This window comes from Campylobacter showae (assembly GCF_900699785.1).
Classification (GTDB): Bacteria; Campylobacterota; Campylobacteria; order Campylobacterales; family Campylobacteraceae; genus Campylobacter_A; species Campylobacter_A showae_D.
The window spans coordinates 415430-434939 of sequence record NZ_LR535679.1; the positions used below are offsets into that span (position 1 = coordinate 415430).

Here is a 19510-nt window from a genome sequence, read left to right on the forward strand (position 1 = left end):
GATGGAAGAATTTTTCATAAAACTACTCACCGAGTACGGCTACATCATACTTTTTTTATGGTGCATAATGGAAGGCGAGATGGCGCTCATAATGGCCGGCATCCTGGCTCACACGACGCACATACATATCGTGCCGGCCATCTTTATCGCGGGTCTTGGCGGCTTCGTCGGAGATCAAATTTACTTTTATCTAGGCCGCTACAACAAAAAATATATCGCCAAAAAACTACACACGCAGCGCCGTAAATTCGCCATCGCGCACATAATGCTGAAAAAATACGGCTGGCCGATCATCTTTATACAGCGCTATATGTACGGCTTTCGCGTCATCATCCCGATGTGTATCGGTCTAACGGGCTACAGCGCGAAAAAATACGCCTTTATAAATTTAATCAGCGCGTGGTGCTGGGCCACGATCACGATAATTCCTGCATGGATTTTAGGCGAGCACATACTCGATATCCTGCACAAGGCAAAAGAGCATTGGTACGTAGCCGTACCGGTAGTAGCGCTATTTTTGGGCATTTTGCTTTGGGGCTTTAGGCGCATAGAAAATAAAATTTTAAACGATAGGAGACACAGAAGTGCGATTTCAAATAACCAATAAAAAACTAAGCGAAATCAAGGCTGATTTGGAGCTGATTTTCGTCGTAGATAAAAACCTAAAACATAAATTTATAAAAGACGAAAAGGCGTTTAAATTTGCCAACTACAAAGGCGAGAGCGTCTTGCTTTTGCTAGAAAGCGGCAGGATCTACGTACCACTCGGCAAGCTTGGCTACGACGAACTTCGCATAGCTGCGGCAAAAGCCTATAACGCCGTAAAATCGCTAAACGTCAAAAGCCTAAAACTAGCCTCATACGTCGCAGGCTGCCAAAAAATGAGCTTTCAGGCTCTAACCGAAGGCTTTTTGTTGGGCGCTTACGAATTTAACAAATACAAAGAAAAAAAAGAAAAATACGCGCTAAAAGATATTATTTTTAGCAGCGAAGAATTTAGCGGCGAGATCGTGCGCGAAAACGATGCGCAAGACGGCTTTGCCCACGGCGAGATAATCGCTTCGGCGACAAATTTCACCAAAGACGTCGTAAACGAAATACCTGAAATCTACACCCCGCAAAAGATGGCGGAAGAGGCTCAAAATCTAGCTAAAAACTATCCAAATTTAAGCTGCAAAATTTACGACGAAAAATTCCTCGAAAAAGAAAAGATGAACGCATTTTTAGCAGTAAACAGAGCCAGCGTCCATCCGCCTCGCCTCATCCATCTTATCTATAAGCCAAAAGGCGCGAAAAAGCGTATAATCTTCGTCGGCAAGGGACTAACCTACGATAGCGGCGGGCTTAGCTTAAAGCCGGCTGATTTTATGCTAACCATGAAAGCCGATAAAAGCGGCGCAGCTGCGGCGATGGGTATAATTAAAGGCGCGGCGGAGCTAAATTTGCCGTTTGAAATTCACGCGATTTTAGGCGCGACCGAAAATATGATCGGCGGCAACGCCTATAAACCCGACGACGTGCTGATCTCTCGCAGCGGCGTTAGTATCGAGGTGCGAAATACCGACGCCGAGGGTCGTTTGGTACTCGCAGACTGCCTTAGCTATGCGCAGGATTTTAAGCCCGACATCCTCATCGACATGGCGACGCTAACGGGCGCTTGCGTGGTCGGGCTTGGAGAATACACAAGCGGCATAATGGGCAACAACGAGGAGCTAAAGGCGGAATTTAAAGCAAAAGCGGCAAAAAGCGGCGAGCTAAATACGATTTTAGAGTTTAATCCGCACCTGCGCGAGCTGATCAAAAGCCAGATCGCAGACGTCAGCAACACGGCGTCCAGTCGCTACGGCGGCGCGATCACGGCGGGCATTTTCCTAGACAAATTTATAAAAGACGAATTTAAAGACAAGTGGATACACCAAGATATCGCAGGCCCCGCATACACCGAAAAAGCTTGGGGATATAACCAGGCAGGCGCGACGGGAGCGGGCGTGCGAATGAATCTTTATTATCTATGCGCTATGGCAAAGGAGCTGTAATGGGACTAGCAGTAGGTATCGTAGGTTTGCCAAACGTCGGCAAATCAACCACATTTAACGCGCTAACCAAAGCGCAAAACGCCGAGAGCGCGAACTATCCGTTCTGCACGATCGAGCCCAATAAAGCCGTCGTGCCAGTGCCCGATAAGCGACTAGGCGAGCTAGCAAAAATCGTAAATCCAAACAAAATCCAATACTCCACGATCGAATTCGTCGATATAGCGGGACTCGTAAAGGGCGCAAGCGCTGGCGAGGGGCTGGGAAATAAATTTCTCTCAAACATCCGCGAAACCGAGGTGATACTGCACATCGTGCGCTGCTTTGAGGACGAAAACATCACGCACGTAGAGGGCGGCGTCGATCCCGTCAGGGACGTCGAGATCATCGAGACCGAGCTCATCCTCGCCGACATCGAGCAGCTAAATAAAAAAATCGAGCGCCTAACCCGCGAAGCCAAAGCAAACGCAAAAGGCGCGAAAGAGGCGCTAGAGACGGCAAACGCGCTGCTAGCTCACCTAAACGACGGCAAAAGTGCGAGCAGCTTCGGCGGCAAGGACGACGACGCGTTTATAAATTTAAACAAAGAACTAAGACTACTCAGCGCAAAAGAGGTCGTCTACGGCGCAAATGTGGGTGAGGACGGTATCTCGGAGGATAACAAATACATACAGGCGCTTCGCGAATTTGCCGCGCGCTCGGGGCACGAGGTCATCAAGCTTTGCGCCAAGATCGAAGAGGAGCTAGTAGGCCTTAGCGACGAAGAGGCGCATGAGTTTTTAAGCTCGCTAGGCACGAACGAGAGTGGCCTAGAAAAGATCATCAAAACGGCGTTTGCGAAGCTAAATTTGATAAGCTATTTTACCGCGGGCGTCGTCGAGGTGCGCGCATGGACGATCGTAAAAGGCTGGAAAGCGCCAAAAGCCGCCAGCGTCATCCACAACGACTTTGAGCGAGGATTTATCAGAGCCGAGGTCATCGGCTACGAGGACTACATCGCGTGCGGCGGCGAAAACCCGGCCAAAGAGGCGGGCAAAATGCGCCTAGAAGGCAAGGACTACGTCGTTCAAGACGGCGACGTGATGCATTTTAGATTTAACGTTTAAGCGCAAATCGGTCAAATTTGGCTTTGCTAGCCGAGCGGTTCTTGGCTAAATTTGACCGCCTTTTCTTTATTGACGCGCGATTTACAAACCTAAGCGCAGGCAAGATAAATTTTTGCGTCGGAGTCTTGGCTACTCTAATAACCGCTCCATAAAATTTTAGTCTTTAAAGATGCGGTTAAATTTGGCTCGGCGCGGGTTTTGTAGCTCAAATTTGACTCGCGCTAAATTTAAGGAAAAATTTGAAAAAGATCATAGCCGTTTGCGTAACTGTATCAAATTTACTCCATACACAAATAATATTCAAGGACACCAAGATTGCGTAGTTTTAGCGCATCGTCGCACTACTTAGGCATCGCGCCCAGATGTTACCGACCTATCGACAGCAGTATGCAAACTCTACAAAGAAACAAAATAGGTTAAATTTGAGAAAAATAAAGCTAATAAAATTTAACAAAGGAGCGCGATGATAAAACAGCTCTTGCTACTGCTTCTTGCTCTAAATTTCGCCCTCGCAAATTTGACGAACGAAGCTCAAACCGCCTACGACGCGGGCGATGAACAAACGGCGGCAAAAATTTGGCAAAAAGCGTGCGAATCAGGCGAGGCGCGCGGATGCGTAAGGCTTGGATTTTTATACCAAAGCGGCAGAGGCGTAAAGCAAGATGACGCAAAAGCCGGTAAATTTTACCAAAAAGCTTGCGACGCGGGCGAGCTAAGAGGCTGCGACAGCCTAGCCTTGCTACACCAAAACAGCGGTGAACATGCTAAAGCCGCCGCGATTTTTGAGCAAGCCTGCGAAAAAGGATTTGGTTTAAGCTGCTATAATCTAGCTCAAATTTACGAAGCGGGCAGCGGCGTCGCGCCGGATGAAAGCAAAGCGCTAGATCTCTACGTAAAGGCCTGCGAGCGCGGATACGCCGTAGTTTGCTACTATCTAGGCGGCATATACGCGGACGGTGCAATGGGCGCAAACGACGAAGCCGCGAAAAACTCGAAAAACGCACTCAAATTTTACTCGCTTGCGTGCGATGGTAAAATTTACGAAGCGTGCGAAGCTTTGGGCAGGCTTTACGAGGACGGCGAGGCGGGTTTTGCGCAGGATATCAAGGCCGCTAGATCCTACTACGACAAGGCCTGCGCCGCAAATGCCTACAAATGCAGCGGCAGCGAGCGTCTAGACGAGCTACAGGGCGGCTGGACGCAGTATCAAAGCGGGCAGTTTGAGTCGGCCTACGAGCTCGGCAAAGAGGCGTGCGATAGAGGCGTAGTAAACGGCTGCGCGGCGCTAGGAGAGCTCTACGCAAAGGGGCTCGGCGGAGCGCGGCAAGATAGCGAGCTGGCGGTCAAATTTCACGAGAAAGCCTGCGAAGGCGGCTTTGGAGCTTCTTGCGCCGAGCTTGGCGAGATGCTATCTCAGGGACGCGGCGCAAAAAAGGACGTTCCGCGCGCGCTAGAGCTTTTTGAAAAGGCCTGCTTGCTTTGGCGGTTGGATGCCTGCGAGAGCCTAGCGGACGCGTATTTTGAGGGCACGAACGCGCCGCAAGATATAGCAAAAGCCTTTAACTTTTACGGAATCGCCTGCCATAACAGGCTAAAACCGGCCTGCACGAACCTGGGCGCGATCTACGAAAGAGGCGTAGGCGAAGCGATAAAAGCGGACGAAAACGAGGCCGAGAGCCTTTTTCGCGAGGCTTGCGAGGCCGGCGACGCGCGCGGGTGTCTAAATCTAGCGCGCCGTCTTGAAAGTAGCGATAAAAAGCAAGCCACCGCACTACGCCAAAAGGCGCAAAAGCTGCACGAAAAAGAGTGCGAGGCGGGGCTAGCTAAAAAGTGCATGGAGTTTAAAAAATCAACCAATAAAGGAGAAAAACATGAGTTTTAAAAAAGTTTCGCTTGCCGCCGTTGCGGCCGTTTGTTTATTTTTAGGCGGCTGCACCCAGCCTAGAACCGCGCAGATAGAGCTGCCAAAAAGCGCGCTAGATAGCGTAAATCTACCAAACGAGGTAGCCATAGACGGCGAAAAATTCGTCTTAAAGCAAAAAAACGCAAGAACGGCGGAATTTTATCTACCTAATGAAAAAGTGGGCTTTAAATGGACCAAGCTAGTGAGCGTCACCGTCGATGAAAACGCCGACATCAACGAATACCAAAGGACCTTTATGACCGCGCTAAAAAGCGGGCAGTTCGGCAAAGCGGAGTATGATTTTAAGTCTATAAACGACAAAGAGTATCAAGCTTACACGATCTACTATCCGATCGCGGGCAATCCGGATTTTGACAACTACGAGATCAATCTAATCAACGTAAAAAGCCTTAACTGCGGGCTTAGAGTCACGCACTACGCGCTAAAGTTTCTAAATATCGCGGATAGAAGCAAATTTCATACGCTAATCAAGCAAAAAATGCCGATATTTTTAGCGCAGATGCCGCAGGTCGAGTGCAAATAATTTTAATTTCGGGCGTTTTTTTAGTTTTTGCTAAATTTAACGCCATTTTTGCGGACTAATTTTAAAATTTAGCCCGCAAACTACAACAAATTTGACGCTTTACTTGCGCCGATGGTTAAATTTGACGAACGTAACGGCTACAAATTTAACGCCGCCTGGTTTTGGGCGGCAAATTTTACGCTTCACGCCTGCTTAAACGTTAGATAAAACTACCCAAAGGAAAAACATGGAAAACGGCGGACTGGCTGTGTATTTCGGAGAAAATTTAGCGCAAATTTTATCGCAAAAGATAAAGGCGGTTTATCCCAAATTTGACGCGCAGAGCTACTGCGGGCGAATCGCGGCGAGCACGCCGAATTTCGGCTATTCGCAAAGGATTTTGGCACACGCAAACGCGCTAAATGAACTCTTGCCCCCGGATTTTAAGCGCGCGGCGGAGATTTTGGTCGCGATTTTAGGCGAAGAAAACCCGAACGAAACGGGTATGTTTAAACGCTTTTACTGGACTTTGCCGCTTGCCAAATACGTCGAAATTTACGGTCTAGACGACTTTGAAGTCTCGATGGGCGCGATTGGGGAAATCACGAAGCGCGGCACGGGCGAGTATGCGGTGCGCGCCTTTATCAAAAAATATCCGCAAGACTCGCTAAAAACCATGACGCAGTGGGCGCGCTCGTCAAATTTCCACCTTCGTAGGCTAGCGTCCGAGGGTCTGCGACCAAAGCTGCCGTGGGCTAGCAAACTAGAGCTTTTCATCAGCGATCCGAGCCCGGTTTTTGCGGTGCTGGAGATCCTTAAAGAGGATGAGGTGCGCTTTGTACAGCGCTCGGTCGCAAACAACGTCGCCGACTATTTAAAGGTAAATTTCGCCGCCGCAAAGGAGCTGCTCGTGCGCTGGCAAAGCTCGCAAAACAAAAACATGCAGCAAATCATCCGTCACGCGACGAGAAAGATCAAAATTTAGCTTTTGTGCAGACACGCAAGCTAGCGGCGAGCAAATTTGGGCTTTAAGTTTTTATAAAATTTAAGAAGCAAACGCGCTTGACGTAATGCGCAAAAAGTAGATGCAAGCTTAATGGTCGGCGCGCCAAAATATAAGGTCAAATTTACTAACGCCGCCAGAGATCAAATTTGACCCAACCACGTAACGATACGCAAATTTTACAAGCGGTCGCGCTTAAATTTGAAGCCAGGCGCCCAAATTTAGCGCAGCATAAAAACGGGTCGGCGCGCAGGCATCGCAAGCGGCCGAGCCTAAAACCAAATCTATCCCGCAAAAATCCTAAACACTATCCAAACCGCTAAAGCACCGATCAAAACGCCGCCCGCAAATGCCGAAGCGACGTAGATTTTCTGCTTTTTTCTGATCTGCTCAAATTTCTTTTCGTGATGCTTTTTCACACCCTCAAAGGTCAAATTTAAGATCTTTTCATTCGTTTGATTTAGCGCATCGGCAAAGCTCTTTATCTGCTCGTCGTTGATATATCGCATGGTCTTGCGCGTCGCGTTAGCCAGGCGCTCGTAGTCCTCGCTGTTTTCCCAGAGCTCGACGACGGTGTTATTTTCGATGCGCTCTTTTAGTTCTAGTGTCTCTTTTAGCTCGTTTTGTTCGACCAGCTGCGTTCCCATTGCGCCTCCTTAGTTGATAGTTCCTATTTTGTCGCCGTATTTTAGCTTTTGCTCGGCCACTAGATCAAATTTGACCGCGCCCTGCTCGCTAAGGATGAGGATCGTAGAGCCCAGCTCAAACATCCCTAGCTGCTCGCCCTTTTTCGCGCTTAAATTTTCGTATTCGTAAAGCGCGACGTTGCCGGCGTAGGCGTTAGTCTGTATGCGCGCGTCAAAGTCGAATTTCATCTTGCCCACGTTTAGCGCGCCGACGAAGACCAGCCACATCTTTTTGCCGTTTGCAAGCTCGCATTTTAGCACCACGCGCTCGTTTTTGGCGTATAGATTAGGTACCTTTAGCAGCGCGCTAACGGCCACGCTATATAGCTCGCCCGGCACGTAAAGCGCGGATAAAATTCTCATATCGCAAGGCGCGTGGTAGCGGTGATAATCGCGCGGGCTTAGGTAGATGTTTACGTACTCTAGCTCGGCGTCTTGCTCTCTGCGCTCCATACTATCGCCTAGGAGTTCTGCTATACCGTACTCGTGCCCCTTGACGCTTATCGCTTTTAGCTCCTTGCTAACTCCGTGCTCCAGGCACGTGCCGTCGCTAGGACTAATGAAAGCCTGGGGCGAAACGTCGAAATTTCGCGGACGCTGTAGCTCGCGGGTAAAAAGCGCCGTCAGGCTCTCGTACTCCTTTGGCTCTTTAAACTCGCTCATGTCGATCTTAAAGCCGCTTACGTATTTTTCATTGATAAATGTTTGCAAAAATCTCGGAAATTTAACCGCCGCAACAAACCCCAATATCCTAGAGATAAGTCCCCTCATACAACTCCTTTTAGTCTTAATAACGAAATCTCGCTAGGCGCCATCACGCGCACCGGCGGCCCCCAAAACCCGGTGCCGCAGCTAACGTAAATTTGCGTATTTTTGTTCGCGCGGTATAGCCCGGCGACGTATTTTTGATCTAACCTTACTAGCAGCGAAAACGGAAAAATCTGTCCGCCGTGCGTATGTCCGCTCACCACTAGATCCACGGGCGCGCTTTCGTCCATGTATTTTAAAAATTTAGGCTGATGAGCGAGCAAAACGGTTGGCAAATTTACGTCGCGACCATCCAGAGCCGCGACCAGATCGGGCTCGTACGCTTTAAATCTTAAACCGATGATATCATAAACGCCGGCTAAATTTACTCCGCCGACTCGCGCGTTTTCGTTGCCTAAAATTTTAAAATTCGTCGTCTCGCGGATAACTTTTATCGTGCCGTCGATGCCGTTATAGTACTCGTGGTTGCCCGGCACGTAAAAGGTGCCGTATTTGCTCTTTAGCTCGTTAAATGGCGCGATAAACTCGGCCAAACGGTGCGGCTTCACGTCGGCGATATCGCCCACTATCGCGACCGCGTCGGCGTCCAGCTCACTTACGCGTCTAGTTACCGCCCGCGCAAAGTCCGCTCCTAAAAAATCGCCTAGATGAATATCTGTTAAAACCGCGATTTTTAGCTCGCCATTTAGTCCCTTTAGCTCGATATCTTGGGCTTTTACTTCAGGCAATTTTACGGCGTTAAAGATACCTCTAAAAAAGTAGCTAAACGCCAAGATAAGTATCGTGACGTCAAGATAAAGGCGCAAAAATTTACGCCTGCTCTCGCTAAACGCGCGCTTGGTTACGGGGCGAGCGGCAAAAGCGACGACGTTCGTAAAAAGTACGAACGAAAAGATAATAAACGTCAGCGCCAGCATCAGCGAACAGGCGATACGAAGGCTAGGTCCCAAAAAGTTAAACCGCAGCGAAAAAGCAAGCGCGACGCCGCCCATAGCAAGCGTCAGGAAAAACAGCCCAAGCGCCCTTTTATGCACGGCAAGCGGCTTGAGCGCAGCATCCGCAAAAAGCCCGCGATAAGAAACGTAATTCATAAAAATAATGACTAAAGACGATAAAACATAAAACATTTCGTAAATTTAGCCAAAATTATTAAATATCTAACCACTGCGCGCGGCAAATTTGAGGAAATTTAAACGCAGAGGCAAAGCGTACGCTAGAAACGTCTTTTTTACGCGGCAATATCCGTGCGGACGGAGGGTAAATTTGATAGCTTGTTTGAACGAATTTAGCGCTTAACGCCGCGTTGATTCACGACGTCAAAATGCAAATTTGATTTTACGGGCTGCTTAAAACGCATTTTAGCAGGCAGCTAATCCAAATTTTATCGCCGCTCTTAGCTTTACGCTTGGCATGACCCGCACCTTTACGAAGCTACCGAGATTTTGCCTATTCTTCGCCCGCTTCCTCCGTTCGTACGATGAGGCTCTTTGGCAGGTTAAATTTCTCGATCACCTCGCACTCTTTGGCCCTCATCTCACCCGCGTCGCTCTCATGATCGTAGCCCAGCACGTGAAGCAGCCCGTGCGTGAAAAGCAGCGCCGTCTCGTCATCCTCGCCGTGGCCCAGCTCGGCGGCTTTGGCGGCGACTAGCTCGGTGTTTATCACGATACAGCCAAGCGGCGCGTGCAGCTGCATCTCAAGCGGGAAACTCAGCACGTCCGTAGTCTCATAAATGCCGCGCTGGCGGACGTTTATCTCCTTCATCTCCTCGGCGTCAACAAAGCTAAGCTCCACCTCACCCGCGGTCAAATAGTCGCAAATTTGATCCAAAATCCTAGGATAATCGTCCTCGCAAAGTATCATTTTTGGCTTTCCTTTAGTAAAATTTGAGTATGATTTTAGCGAAAATTTCGGTCGAATTTAATAAAGCCAAATTTGCAACAAACGACATCGGCGTCAAATTTGAGGTTGAAATTTATAAATTTGAACGTAAGACGATAAGGCGAAGTATCGCGAGATGATTTTTCGAGTTTTGAAGCAAAATTTAAGCGTGCGCTAGGCATATAGCCTGCGGAGCGAAAATTTTGCGAAATCTCGGAAAAGCACTCGCGAGACGAGCCGACTAAAAAGGAGAAAAAGTGAAAAAAGCGGTTTGCATAATGAGCGGCGGCATGGACAGCACCCTGTGTGCCGTCCTCGCCAAACGCGCAGGCTACGAGATCATTGCGCTGCATTTTGACTACGGGCAGCGCACGATGAAGCGCGAAAAGCTAGCGTTTGAGCAGATCTGCGAGCGTATCGGAGCGCTAAAAAAGGTAAATTTAGACGCTAGTTTCATAGCAAGCATCGGCGGCAACGCGCTAACGGACGAGAGCCTAGCCATCCGTAAAGACGGCGCCAAACCAGACACCCCTAGCACCTACGTGCCGTTTCGCAACGGCATCTTTATCTCTATCGCCGCCGCACTAGCCGAAAAAGAAGGCGCGCAGGCGCTATATATCGGCATCGTCGAGGAGGACGGCTCGGGCTACCCCGACTGCACGGCGGATTTTATCGACAAGATAGAAAGCGCCGTAAATGCTGGCACCTCAAAGGACTTTAGCCTGCGCATCGTCACTCCGCTAGTAAATTTAAGCAAAGCTGACATCGTGCGAAAGTCGCTCGAGGCGGGCTCTCCGCTGGAGCTAACCTGGAGCTGCTACGAGCGCGAGGACGAGGCTTGCGGCGAATGCGACAGCTGCCGCCTAAGACTGCGAGGATTTGAGCTTGCGGGCGAAAAAGATAGGATAAAATACGTAAATTTAAAGTAAAATTTCTAAAAATCGGCATGGACCCGTCCGCAAATTTAGCGCGAAATAAATTTATCCGCCGAAATACTACGACTGCCCTGTCGCCGTTTTTGTTCGGCAAATTGGGTTGCAACGTCGGTTTTTACGGATTTTAGACGGTAGGTATTTGGCAATATCCGCTTTAAGGACGGAAAACAAAACGCCTCCTTTAAATGTTCTCGCATCTGCACCGCTACTCCAGCCGCCTGCGCAAAGTCCGCGGTATGCCTCGCAATGGAAGCACTATTTAGACGCTTTACTTAAAAACTCGCAGGGCAAGCTCTGCCGATTTACGCATTTTTCCGTCAAATTTATCGGCAAATTTGCGGCTAGAAAGCAAATGGTTTTTAAGGATTAGATCAAATTTGTAACAGATAAAGGCGAAAATACGCGCTAAATTTGAGATTTTTATAAAATTTCGCCGAACAAATCAGGCTCTGGCGTGGCTAAATTTAGCATCGCTTCAAGCTCCTCTTTTTGGCATTTAACGAGCGCATAGTGAAAATTTGAAAGATTTTTTAGCTCGGCAAGATCCCTAAATCTCATCGTAGCGGCCGCACTTCCAGCAAAGTCCTCCGGCACGCAGATCTCGATACCGCCGCTAAAATTTCGCGATAGAAACGCCGCCTCCATATCAAAAAGCTCGTCGTCGCTCTCTGCGATAAAGGCCTGAGAGCTCGCACCAAAAGGTACAACGCGAAAATTTTTATTTATAAAAACTGGCTCGAAATGCCCCAAATTTCGCGTGTCGCCAAGCTTGAAAGAAAAGCCCGCGCGGATCAGATACTTTAAAAGTCCGCAAAGATAGTGCGTGAAAACTTTTGGAAAATTTAAGTTTGGATAGTAAACGCCCTCGCAAACGACGCTAGAGGCAAATAGCGAACCGCCCTGCGCGCAAACCGCGTCCACGTCGCTAAAAACGGTGTCGTATAGCGGCGCGATCTTGGATAAAATTTTAAGATCGTCCGTGAAAAATAGATCCCCCGCGCTTGCTTTCATTATCTTTATAAAAAGCCGCGTCGCATCCTCGGGCAGCAAACTAGCTGCATTGCCGCCGGCGTTTTTGCCTAGGCTCATACGCGCGAGCAGGGCCTTTTGCACGGGATTAACAGAGCAAAATTTGAGATTTTTGTAGCTGGCCTCAAAGCGCATCAGCCGCATAAGCGCGGCGCTCAGGCTATCGACCTTGATAAAAGCGACTTCAGGATCGATAACCTCGCATCTTTGCTCGACGAGCACGGCATAAGCGCCGTTTGCGACGGCTGCAGCTATCTCGTCCGCGCCCGCGCCAAGCCCGATGTAGGCGTAGCCTTGGCGCACGTTTTTACTCTCAAACGCAAAGCCCTCCACGGCGCTGACGCTCGGTTTATTTAGCGCTTCGCCGTTGATGAGGCGCCTTAGGTTTTCGATATTCACGCTGTTTTAGCCTATTTCTGAGCCGTTTTTGACCGCAGCCATCGGCGCGATGAGGCACAGCGATCCGTCCTCTGCGCTAAGGATCATGCCCTCTGATATATGGCCGAAAATTTTAGCAGGTTTTAGGTTTGCTAGCACGCAGACCTGCTTGCCGACGAGACCCTCAGGAGCGTAAAATTTGGCTATGCCCGATAAAATTTGACGCGGCTGCTCTTCGCCCAGATCAATCTTAAATTTAAGCAGCTTCTCGCTGCCTTCGATGTTTGAGCACTCAAGTACGGTACCTACTTTTATGGCGCACTTTTTAAAGTCGTCGATTTTTATTTTCGCGTCCGATTTTTCTTGCGGCACGGCGGCGGTTTTGGCAGGTTCGCTTACGCTCGGCACCGCAGTCGCCATCAGCTCTTTTTCGATTTTCGGGAAAAGCGGCTGCGTTTTTTGCGCTTTAAAGTCCAAGATTTCGTTGTTTAAGATGATTTTTTCGTAAGTCGCCGTCGAGATCTCAAAGCCAAGCGTCTGCGCGATCTTTTCGCAGGTTCTTGGCATCGCGGGGCTTAGCAGGACGGCCACGCGAGCCAGCAGGTTAGCGCATAGCGATACGAGCGCGTTTGCTTCGTCTTTTTTGCCGTTTTTTATTAGATTCCACGGCTCAAATTTAGCTATGCTCGCGTTTGCGAGCGTTAGCGCCTTAAAGAGCTCCTCGAGGTAGCGGTTCGTGGCGAAACTCTCTAAATTTTTGATAGCGTTTTGCAGGTATTCGTTGCCGCTATCTAAAACCTCGCCGTAAAATTTACGTAAATTTTCGCTCTTTATCTCAAAGTCCGAGTATTTCTCGCTCATGCCGACTATACGGCTTAAAAGATTGCCCAGATCGTTGCTAAGCTCGGAGTTTATGCGCTCGATCATCGCCTTTTGCGAGAAGTCTCCGTCCTGCCCAAACGGCACTTCGCGTAGCATAAAGTAGCGGAAATTTTCCAGTCCGTACGCGTCTGCGACCTCGCTTGGATTTATGACGTTGCCCTTGCTTTTGCTCATCTTTTCGCCGTCTCTCGTCCACCAGCCGTGAGCTGCGATGCAGCGAGGCAGCGGCAGATCAAGACTCATCAAAAACGCCGGCCAGTACACCGCGTGAAAGCGCAAAATGTCCTTACCTACGACATGCGTAGCGCCATTCCAGTAGTTCATCTTATCATCGCCGCGGGTGTAGCCTAGAGTGCTAAGGTAATTTATAAGCGCATCCAGCCAGACATACATCACGTGCCTTGGTTCGTTTAGGCTCGCAGGCAGCTTGATGCCCCACTCAAAGCTCGTGCGCGTGATCGATAGATCGCGCAGGCCGCCTTTTACGAAGCTCACGACCTCGTTTTTCTTGCCGCGCGGCACGATACAGTCCTCGTTCTCCTCATACCATTTTAGTAGTGCGTCTTGGTATTTTGAAAGTTTGAAAAAATAGCTCTCCTCTTTCACCAAATTCGTCGGCCTACCGCAGTCAGGACACCTCTCGTCCTCCAAAAGCTGCGTCTGCGTAAAAAAGCTCTCGCAGCTAACGCAGTAGTATCCCTCGTATTCGCCCTTGTAGATATCGCCTTTTTGATACATTTTCAGAAATGCGTTTTGCGCCGTGAGCTTGTGATAGTCGTCGGTCGTGCGGATAAAATGGTCGTAGCTGATCTCAAATTTATCCCACAGCTCCCTAAATTTCGCGCTTATCTCATCGGCGTAGGCTTGCGGCGTGTAGCCCTTTTTTGCGGCGGCTTGCTCGATCTTTTGCCCGTGCTCGTCGGTACCCGTCATAAAGTACGTATCATCGCCCTTTAGCCTCGCAAATCTCGCTACCGTGTCGGCGATCACGGTCGTGTAGGCGTGTCCGATGTGCGGCACGTCGTTTACGTAATAAATCGGAGTCGTAATATAAGTCGTGTTCATATCTTTCCTTTTTAAATTTAAAAATCAAATCCGCCGCCGTCGCCTTTGGACATCGAGCTATATACGGCATCTACGTAGTTTTTGCGGGTTTTGCACTCAAACATCGCCTCGCAGGCAAAGCACGAGTTTAGCCCTTTTTCGCTCTGGCAAGCTTGTAAAATTTCTCTTTGGCGATCAAGCTCCAGCTCAAATTCGTCCTTTTGAGCCGTTTGCGCTGCATGCTCGCTCATTTCGCGCTTCCGTAAAATTTATGCAGTAAATTTATCTCGTCTTTGGAGCCAAAAAAACAAGGCGTGGTTTGGTGGATTTTTTCTACATTCATATCAAAAAGCGTTGCCGAGTATCCGTCGCTAGTCGCCCCGCCGGCGCGCTCGTAGATAAATGCAAACGGCAGCACCTCAAATAGCGCTCTTAGCTTACCCTTTGGCGCGTCGGTCGTGGCAGGATAGCTAAAAAGCCCGCCGCCTTTTAGCAAAATTTGATGCAAATCGCTCACCATAGCGCCCGAGTATCTGAGGCGATACCCCTGCAAAAACAGCTCGCGGATAAATTTAGCATGAGTTTCGCTCCAGCCTTTTTGCGTCGCGCCCGTGGCGTTTGGCTTGCCTTTTTGCGCGAGCGCTAGATTTTTGATAAATTTAAACTCGCCGTCCCTGCCTAGGCGGTAAAGCGCGGGAGCCGTCTCGCCCTCGCAAAGCACGAGCTCTAAGCGCGGGCCGTAAACGACGTAGGCGGCGGCTTTTAGATTTTGCGGAGTTAGTTCGTTTTCGTAAATGCCGAAAATCGAGCCGATAGAAAAATTTACGTCCACTAGGCTAGAGCCGTCTAACGGATCGTAGGCGACGATAAATTTTGCATTCTCGTTTAGCGCCAGCATATCCTCTTTTTCTTCACTAACGAGCGCTTTTACGCAGGCTAAATTTGCAAACTCGGCCGTGATGATCTCGTCGCTTCTCACGTCTAGTTTTAGCTGCGTGTCGCCCGTGGCGTTGGCGTGATCCGTGTAGCCTAGGTCGGCGTACTTTATCTCCTCGCCGATTTTTACGGCGATCTTTTTAATCGTTTCGAAAATTTCGTTCATTTTAAAACCTTTGCGTTTTTTAGTATCCACTCGCAGATAGCCTGCGTATCATCTAGATCGAAATTTGGCTTATCGATCTCGTAGTCTTTTTTATAGCTTGCGATCGCGTTTGAAAAGCTAAGATAATCCTCGTTTATCTCGTCCTTAAATACGCTAATGCGCGGCAGCGGTAGGGTCTTTAGCCCCTCTACTAGCAGTAGGTCAAACTCTCCCGCCATCGCTACGACGTCCTCTACGCTCTTGCTCTCTTGCGAGAAAAAAGTCGTGCGCGTCGGACTCATGACCGCTACCTCGGCGCCTATTTGGCTAAATTTATAGCTATCCTTGCCCTCGACGTCAAATCTCGCCTTGTCGCCCGGGTCGTGCTTGATGATCACGACTTTTAGCCCGTCATCGATAAATTTTTTGGCGACCTTTAAAATAAGCGTGGTTTTGCCGCTATTTGAAGGTCCTGAAAACGCCATCGCCGCTTTCTTCATTTTTCTCCGAATTTTTGAAATTTACGCGGATTATAGCAAATTTAGGCTTTTTAAAAGCAAAATTTATCTAAAATAAGGCCAAATTTAGCGAGGTTTTTAAAATGAAAAAGAGCATATTTTTTTTAAGTTTTATTTTGACGCTAGCCGGATGCGCGGATAAAAAATATATCCACGAACCGCTAAAAAACGAGCTTTTAGCGTATACGAGCAAATCTGAGATCATAGATGCCGATACGAATATCCTAATCGTCGCGACCTATCTAAATCCGATCTATAACGAGCTGATCGATGAGCAAAAAAGAGAGAAATTCGTAGTGGCCGTACATCCCAAAGAAGCTAAAATTTTAGACGAGAGCTTCACGGCAAACGGCTCGCAGCGAGGCATCCTAGTTAGACGCCTGGCCGCAGACGATCCGCTTTTAGAAAAAGTTAGCTTTGAGGTTCCGTGGGCTCAGTACTTTGAGGTCAGCACCCCGGAAATCTCAAACGACAAAATCAATCTTGATTTCGAAATTTATCCGTCAAAGAAGGCGTCTTTAAGCTTTCAAAAAGTGTCGAAATCGATGTACTGGAACGGACAATCCCTAGGTAAATAACATAGTTTGCAAGTACCTTTTTGCCGTAGTCGCGACTCTCGGCAAAGGGTACGAGCTCCATGGATAAAAACGGCTCATACTCGCCCTCGTTAAAAAGGTCGCCTCGCTGAAGCATTTTCTTAGTAAAGCCGATACCGCCGTTATACGCGTAAGCGACGAAAAGCGGGTGGCAGAGGTATTTCTCTAAATAATTTAGATGATGATCCGCAAATTTTAACGCAAGACGCGGGTCAAACATATCGTCCTGATCGAAATTTGGGATTTGCAGCTCTTTTTTGCCGATATGGTTAGCCAAAAACGGCATAAATTGCATCATACCAAGCGCATAAGAAGTCGAGATGACGGCTGGGATAAAGCGGCTTTCTTGCCTGCCGATCGCGTAAAGAAGCGCTTTTCTAGTCGCGTTTACATCCTCTAGCTCATCAGCAAACGGCATAACGAAGTAACTATCCTTGTAGCCGCTTGCTTTTTCCATCAGATAGGCATACTGACCTAGCGTCTCTTTGGTGTTAAAAGTCTCGGAGTGCTTTGCGGCGTCCTGCGCGCTCATCTCTTTTATCATTTTAAAGGTTTTTTGCCACAAAAACGGATCTTTTATATCGTAGTCCGCTACCTTTTCTTTCGTAGGCGTCGGCGTGACGATATTTACGGCCGGACTTGCTCCCGTTAGCTCGTTTGCGTAGAGGGTATAGATATTTACGTCGCGGCTTTGATTTAGCTTCTCAAGATAACTTCTGTTCTTACTTAGCAGATATAGCCAAAATACGGCATTATCCTTGCGGTCTTGCCTCTCAAAGGCCGCCTCAGCTCTAGTAAAAAACCTAGCCGCGTCTTTTGGAGAATTTAACAAAATCGCATTGACGCCGAGCATAAAGGCGTCCTTGCCGGCAAGCTCGGTTTCCTTTATAGCGAGAAAATTTTTCCTAAATTTAGCATACTTTTTATCGATTATCAGATTGTTTGCCAGAGTATGAAACTCTTTTTTAGCCGCGAGTAAATTTATAAAATTTGCATCAAATATCTTATCAAATTTATCCTTGTGCGAGGACTGGTTAAAATAAACCAAAAACGCGTCCGTATCGCTAAATTTGGCAAATTCGTCCTCGGGGTGCTTCTCGTTTAGCGAGCTCAAGCGCCGATAAAGAAGCAGATCGGAGTCTTTAAATTTATCCGCTAGCTTTTGCCTCGTTTCCTTTTTTAGCTTCATCATAAAAGGCACTCTGAGGCGCTGTTTTTGGCAGGTTACGTTTGCGTCTAGGATATTTTTCGCGCTTACGCTATCGCAGTTTCCTTTGGTCTTTTTAGGCGGCAAAATTTCGGCCAGCTTCTTTGCCAGTACGCCCGCTCGGCGAAAGACGTCAGTGCTCAAAATTTGCGCCTGCTCCTTGGTGTAGTCGCCTTCGGTTAAAAGACGGTAAAAGTAGTAATCCTTAGCAAGCCCCTTAGGCTCGTCTTTTATCTCCTCAAAGCTCTTAACTCCGCCAAACGCCGCCGCCGCAAAAATCGCAGGCAGGATAAATTTAAGCAGCGTACGCAAACATGAGCCTTACAAAAAATCTATCTATAAACTGAAGCGACAAAAGCACGATAATAGGCGCTATATCTATACCGCCGAAAACCGTCGGTATCACGCGGCGGATAGCGCCGTAAACGGGCTCGGTGAGACGGTAGAGTAGCTGCACGATAGGATTATATGGATCAGGGCGCACCCAGCTTATGATCGCTGCGCCTATGATGATCCACGTGTAGGCGCTGATAACGATATGCAGGATACTGCCGACTGCTTCTAAAAATACCGAAAATATCATCGTAAAATTTCCTTTAGATACGGTTTGATGAGCGGATATAGCTCGCTAAGCTCGGGGCCGTGCTCGGCCCCCGTGAGTAAAATCCTAAGCGGCATAAAAAAGCCTTTGCCTTTTAGCCCCGTGGCGTCCATGAGAGCTTTTTTTAGCTCGTTAAATTCGCCAAACTCGCTCAAATTTAACGAAGCGGCGGCGGCTTTTATAGCCTCGCAACCCGCCTTAAACTCATCCGGGATAAATTTGGTCGCAAAAATCGCATCGACCTTGGCTTTTATCTCGGTTAGCAGGCTGCTTTCTTGAGTATAAAATCTAGCAAGCGGGGCAAATTCGGGCTTTATGCCCATTAGTGCGGCTAGTCTTGCATCGCTTGCTCTTTTGATGTGTTCGCGGTTGATGTGCTCAAGCTGCTTGACGTCAAATTTAGCCGGAGACGCCGAAACCTTCGAGATATCAAACCACTGCGCGGCTTCTTCTATCGTAAAGATTTCAACCGGCGCCTTGTAACCAAGAGAAACGATGTAGTTTGCGATGGCTTCTGGCATAAAGCCTTGCGAGAGCAGCCATTTTACGCTACTTTCGTTCTCGCGTTTGCTCATTTTTTTACCCTCGACGTTTAGGATAATAGGCAGGTGGGCGTAGTTTATCTTTTGCGTATAGCCTAGTCCTTCGCGGATGAGGTCTTGCTTTGGCGTGTTGCTGACGTGATCCTCGCCGCGGATTACGAAGGTGACGCCCTCTAGCATATCATCGACCGCGCAGGCGAAGTTATAAGTCGGCGTAAAATCAGCCCGCATAATCACGAAGCTATCGACGTTTTCAGGCTCAAAGCTGATCTCGCCCTTTATCGCGTCTTTAAATTTCATCGTGCCTAGCGGCTTTTTCATGCGCACGACGAAAGGTTTTTGGTTATTTAGCACTTCATTGTCGCTTAGATGCTCGCACGTTCCGTCGTAGCGGTAAGCTTCGCCTCTAGCCTTGGCGGCTTCTTTTTTAGCTTCTAGCTCGCTTTCGGTGCAAAAGCACGAAAACGCCTTTTTATCTATCAAAAGCTTTGCTGCAAATTCGCGGTGAAATTTCAAATTTTTACTTTGATAATAAAGCGTGTCCCATTTGATACCGAAAAGCTCCAAAATTTCTAAAATTTCCTTGTCTTTTCCGGGGATATTGCGCTCCTTGTCGGTATCCTCGATGCGGATGATGAAGCCGCTTTTATCCTGAAGCGAACAGACGTAGTTTAGGATCGCAACCCTTAAATTTCCCAGATGCATATCGCCTGTCGGCGACGGCGCAAAACGATACATTTTTGTTTCCTTATTGATTTTTAGGGGCGATTATAGCATTTTAAGCATTTAACTTG

Annotated in this window: 21 protein-coding genes; 9 read left to right on the top strand and 12 right to left on the bottom strand. The window is 48.3% G+C overall.

Features of this window, described 5'->3' with window-relative positions:
* The first annotated feature begins 1 nt into the window (after position 1).
* From E4V70_RS02040 to E4V70_RS02065, 6 genes are all read left to right on the top strand, one after another.
* Positions 2-607, top strand: a complete 606-nt coding sequence (locus E4V70_RS02040; RefSeq protein WP_122862111.1) for a DedA family protein — start codon at positions 2-4, stop codon at positions 605-607.
* Entirely contained in the window at positions 585-2036 is a 1452-nt protein-coding gene (locus E4V70_RS02045; protein ID WP_122862110.1) for a leucyl aminopeptidase, read from the top strand. The genes E4V70_RS02040 and E4V70_RS02045 overlap by 23 nt, the downstream gene beginning before the upstream one ends.
* Complete coding sequence (gene ychF, locus E4V70_RS02050) at positions 2036-3139, top strand: redox-regulated ATPase YchF (RefSeq protein ID WP_122862109.1); 1104 nt, start codon at positions 2036-2038, stop codon at positions 3137-3139. The genes E4V70_RS02045 and ychF overlap by 1 nt, the downstream gene beginning before the upstream one ends.
* A gap of 463 nt (positions 3140-3602) precedes the next feature.
* Positions 3603-5021 carry a tetratricopeptide repeat protein gene (locus tag E4V70_RS02055; RefSeq protein ID WP_122862108.1) on the top strand — a complete coding sequence of 473 codons (1419 nt, stop codon included), beginning with the start codon at positions 3603-3605 and terminating at the stop codon, positions 5019-5021.
* Positions 5011-5586 (top strand): hypothetical protein, encoded by a 576-nt coding sequence (locus E4V70_RS02060; protein WP_122862107.1) that lies wholly within the window; start codon positions 5011-5013, stop codon positions 5584-5586. Before E4V70_RS02055 ends, E4V70_RS02060 begins: the two co-directional genes overlap by 11 nt.
* Positions 5587-5812: 226 nt before the next feature.
* On the top strand, positions 5813-6550 hold the full coding sequence (locus E4V70_RS02065) for a DNA alkylation repair protein (protein ID WP_122862106.1): 738 nt from the start codon (positions 5813-5815) through the stop codon (positions 6548-6550).
* 302 nt (positions 6551-6852) lie between these two features.
* Here the strand turns inward: E4V70_RS02065 and E4V70_RS02070 are convergent, their stop codons facing one another.
* From E4V70_RS02070 to ybeY, 4 genes are all read right to left on the bottom strand, one after another.
* Positions 6853-7215, bottom strand: coding sequence for a hypothetical protein (locus E4V70_RS02070; protein ID WP_122862105.1), 363 nt, complete (start codon positions 7213-7215; stop codon positions 6853-6855).
* Positions 7216-7224: 9 nt separating this feature from the next.
* Positions 7225-8025 carry a phosphatidylserine decarboxylase gene (locus tag E4V70_RS02075; protein ID WP_122862104.1) on the bottom strand — a complete coding sequence of 267 codons (801 nt, stop codon included), beginning with the start codon at positions 8023-8025 and terminating at the stop codon, positions 7225-7227.
* Complete coding sequence (locus E4V70_RS02080; protein ID WP_122862103.1) at positions 8022-9113, bottom strand: metallophosphoesterase; 1092 nt, start codon at positions 9111-9113, stop codon at positions 8022-8024. The genes E4V70_RS02075 and E4V70_RS02080 overlap by 4 nt, the downstream gene beginning before the upstream one ends.
* 355 nt (positions 9114-9468) lie before the next feature.
* Positions 9469-9885 (bottom strand): rRNA maturation RNase YbeY, encoded by a 417-nt coding sequence (gene ybeY / locus E4V70_RS02085; protein ID WP_122862102.1) that lies wholly within the window; start codon positions 9883-9885, stop codon positions 9469-9471.
* Positions 9886-9914: 29 nt separating this feature from the next.
* Here ybeY and E4V70_RS11050 point away from each other — a divergent pair, with 29 nt between their 5' ends.
* Positions 9915-10043, top strand: coding sequence for a hypothetical protein (locus tag E4V70_RS11050; protein WP_269472411.1), 129 nt, complete (start codon positions 9915-9917; stop codon positions 10041-10043).
* A 117-nt stretch (positions 10044-10160) separates the two neighbouring features.
* Positions 10161-10832: a 7-cyano-7-deazaguanine synthase QueC gene (queC, locus tag E4V70_RS02095; RefSeq protein ID WP_122862101.1), complete on the top strand. Its 672-nt coding sequence runs from the start codon at positions 10161-10163 to the stop codon at positions 10830-10832.
* 426 nt (positions 10833-11258) lie between these two features.
* Here the strand turns inward: queC and E4V70_RS02100 are convergent, their stop codons facing one another.
* From E4V70_RS02100 to mobB, 5 genes are read right to left on the bottom strand one after another with little or no spacing between them, the layout of a single operon-like run.
* A complete protein-coding gene (locus E4V70_RS02100) occupies positions 11259-12266 on the bottom strand; it encodes a ferrochelatase (protein WP_122862099.1) in 1008 nt (335 codons plus the stop codon).
* Between the two features lie 6 nt (positions 12267-12272).
* Positions 12273-14192 carry a methionine--tRNA ligase gene (metG, locus tag E4V70_RS02105; RefSeq protein ID WP_122862098.1) on the bottom strand — a complete coding sequence of 640 codons (1920 nt, stop codon included), beginning with the start codon at positions 14190-14192 and terminating at the stop codon, positions 12273-12275.
* Between the two features lie 17 nt (positions 14193-14209).
* Positions 14210-14422 carry a hypothetical protein gene (locus E4V70_RS02110; RefSeq protein WP_122862097.1) on the bottom strand — a complete coding sequence of 71 codons (213 nt, stop codon included), beginning with the start codon at positions 14420-14422 and terminating at the stop codon, positions 14210-14212.
* Positions 14419-15273 carry a class 1 fructose-bisphosphatase gene (locus E4V70_RS02115; RefSeq protein ID WP_134482474.1) on the bottom strand — a complete coding sequence of 285 codons (855 nt, stop codon included), beginning with the start codon at positions 15271-15273 and terminating at the stop codon, positions 14419-14421. Before E4V70_RS02115 ends, E4V70_RS02110 begins: the two co-directional genes overlap by 4 nt.
* Positions 15270-15752, bottom strand: coding sequence for a molybdopterin-guanine dinucleotide biosynthesis protein B (gene mobB / locus E4V70_RS02120; RefSeq protein WP_122862095.1), 483 nt, complete (start codon positions 15750-15752; stop codon positions 15270-15272). Before mobB ends, E4V70_RS02115 begins: the two co-directional genes overlap by 4 nt.
* A gap of 101 nt (positions 15753-15853) precedes the next feature.
* On the opposite strand from mobB, the gene E4V70_RS02125 reads away from it, so the two are divergent.
* The gene (locus E4V70_RS02125; RefSeq protein WP_163026440.1) at positions 15854-16348 is read left to right on the top strand and encodes a membrane lipoprotein lipid attachment site-containing protein; all 495 of its coding nucleotides are present in this window, start codon (positions 15854-15856) and stop codon (positions 16346-16348) included.
* On the opposite strand, the gene E4V70_RS02130 is transcribed toward E4V70_RS02125, so the two are convergent.
* Genes E4V70_RS02130 through gltX form a run of 3 tightly spaced genes read right to left on the bottom strand, consistent with a single transcriptional unit; the run spans position 16248 to position 19454 of the window.
* Positions 16248-17885, bottom strand: coding sequence for a lytic transglycosylase domain-containing protein (locus E4V70_RS02130; RefSeq protein ID WP_122862094.1), 1638 nt, complete (start codon positions 17883-17885; stop codon positions 16248-16250). The genes E4V70_RS02125 and E4V70_RS02130 overlap by 101 nt on opposite strands.
* Entirely contained in the window at positions 17869-18156 is a 288-nt protein-coding gene (locus tag E4V70_RS02135) for a YggT family protein (RefSeq protein WP_122862093.1), read from the bottom strand. The genes E4V70_RS02130 and E4V70_RS02135 overlap by 17 nt, the downstream gene beginning before the upstream one ends.
* Positions 18153-19454 carry a glutamate--tRNA ligase gene (gltX, locus tag E4V70_RS02140; RefSeq protein WP_122862092.1) on the bottom strand — a complete coding sequence of 434 codons (1302 nt, stop codon included), beginning with the start codon at positions 19452-19454 and terminating at the stop codon, positions 18153-18155. The genes E4V70_RS02135 and gltX overlap by 4 nt, the downstream gene beginning before the upstream one ends.
* Positions 19455-19510 lie beyond the last annotated feature (56 nt).

Coding starts and splice junctions, on each gene's coding strand:
- E4V70_RS02055 (WP_122862108.1), top strand. CDS start 3,603: ATGATAAAACAGCTCTTGCTACTGCTTCTTGCTCTAAATTTCGCCCTC.
- E4V70_RS02060 (WP_122862107.1), top strand. CDS start 5,011: ATGAGTTTTAAAAAAGTTTCGCTTGCCGCCGTTGCGGCCGTTTGTTTA.
- E4V70_RS02040 (WP_122862111.1), top strand. CDS start 2: ATGGAAGAATTTTTCATAAAACTACTCACCGAGTACGGCTACATCATA.
- ybeY (WP_122862102.1), bottom strand. CDS start 9,885: ATGATACTTTGCGAGGACGATTATCCTAGGATTTTGGATCAAATTTGC.
- gltX (WP_122862092.1), bottom strand. CDS start 19,454: ATGTATCGTTTTGCGCCGTCGCCGACAGGCGATATGCATCTGGGAAAT.
- metG (WP_122862098.1), bottom strand. CDS start 14,192: ATGAACACGACTTATATTACGACTCCGATTTATTACGTAAACGACGTG.
- E4V70_RS02075 (WP_122862104.1), bottom strand. CDS start 8,025: ATGAGGGGACTTATCTCTAGGATATTGGGGTTTGTTGCGGCGGTTAAA.
- E4V70_RS02110 (WP_122862097.1), bottom strand. CDS start 14,422: ATGAGCGAGCATGCAGCGCAAACGGCTCAAAAGGACGAATTTGAGCTG.
- E4V70_RS02070 (WP_122862105.1), bottom strand. CDS start 7,215: ATGGGAACGCAGCTGGTCGAACAAAACGAGCTAAAAGAGACACTAGAA.
- E4V70_RS02125 (WP_163026440.1), top strand. CDS start 15,854: ATGAAAAAGAGCATATTTTTTTTAAGTTTTATTTTGACGCTAGCCGGA.
- E4V70_RS02135 (WP_122862093.1), bottom strand. CDS start 18,156: ATGATATTTTCGGTATTTTTAGAAGCAGTCGGCAGTATCCTGCATATC.
- E4V70_RS11050 (WP_269472411.1), top strand. CDS start 9,915: ATGATTTTAGCGAAAATTTCGGTCGAATTTAATAAAGCCAAATTTGCA.
- mobB (WP_122862095.1), bottom strand. CDS start 15,752: ATGAAGAAAGCGGCGATGGCGTTTTCAGGACCTTCAAATAGCGGCAAA.
- E4V70_RS02065 (WP_122862106.1), top strand. CDS start 5,813: ATGGAAAACGGCGGACTGGCTGTGTATTTCGGAGAAAATTTAGCGCAA.
- E4V70_RS02115 (WP_134482474.1), bottom strand. CDS start 15,273: ATGAACGAAATTTTCGAAACGATTAAAAAGATCGCCGTAAAAATCGGC.
- ychF (WP_122862109.1), top strand. CDS start 2,036: ATGGGACTAGCAGTAGGTATCGTAGGTTTGCCAAACGTCGGCAAATCA.
- E4V70_RS02080 (WP_122862103.1), bottom strand. CDS start 9,113: ATGAATTACGTTTCTTATCGCGGGCTTTTTGCGGATGCTGCGCTCAAG.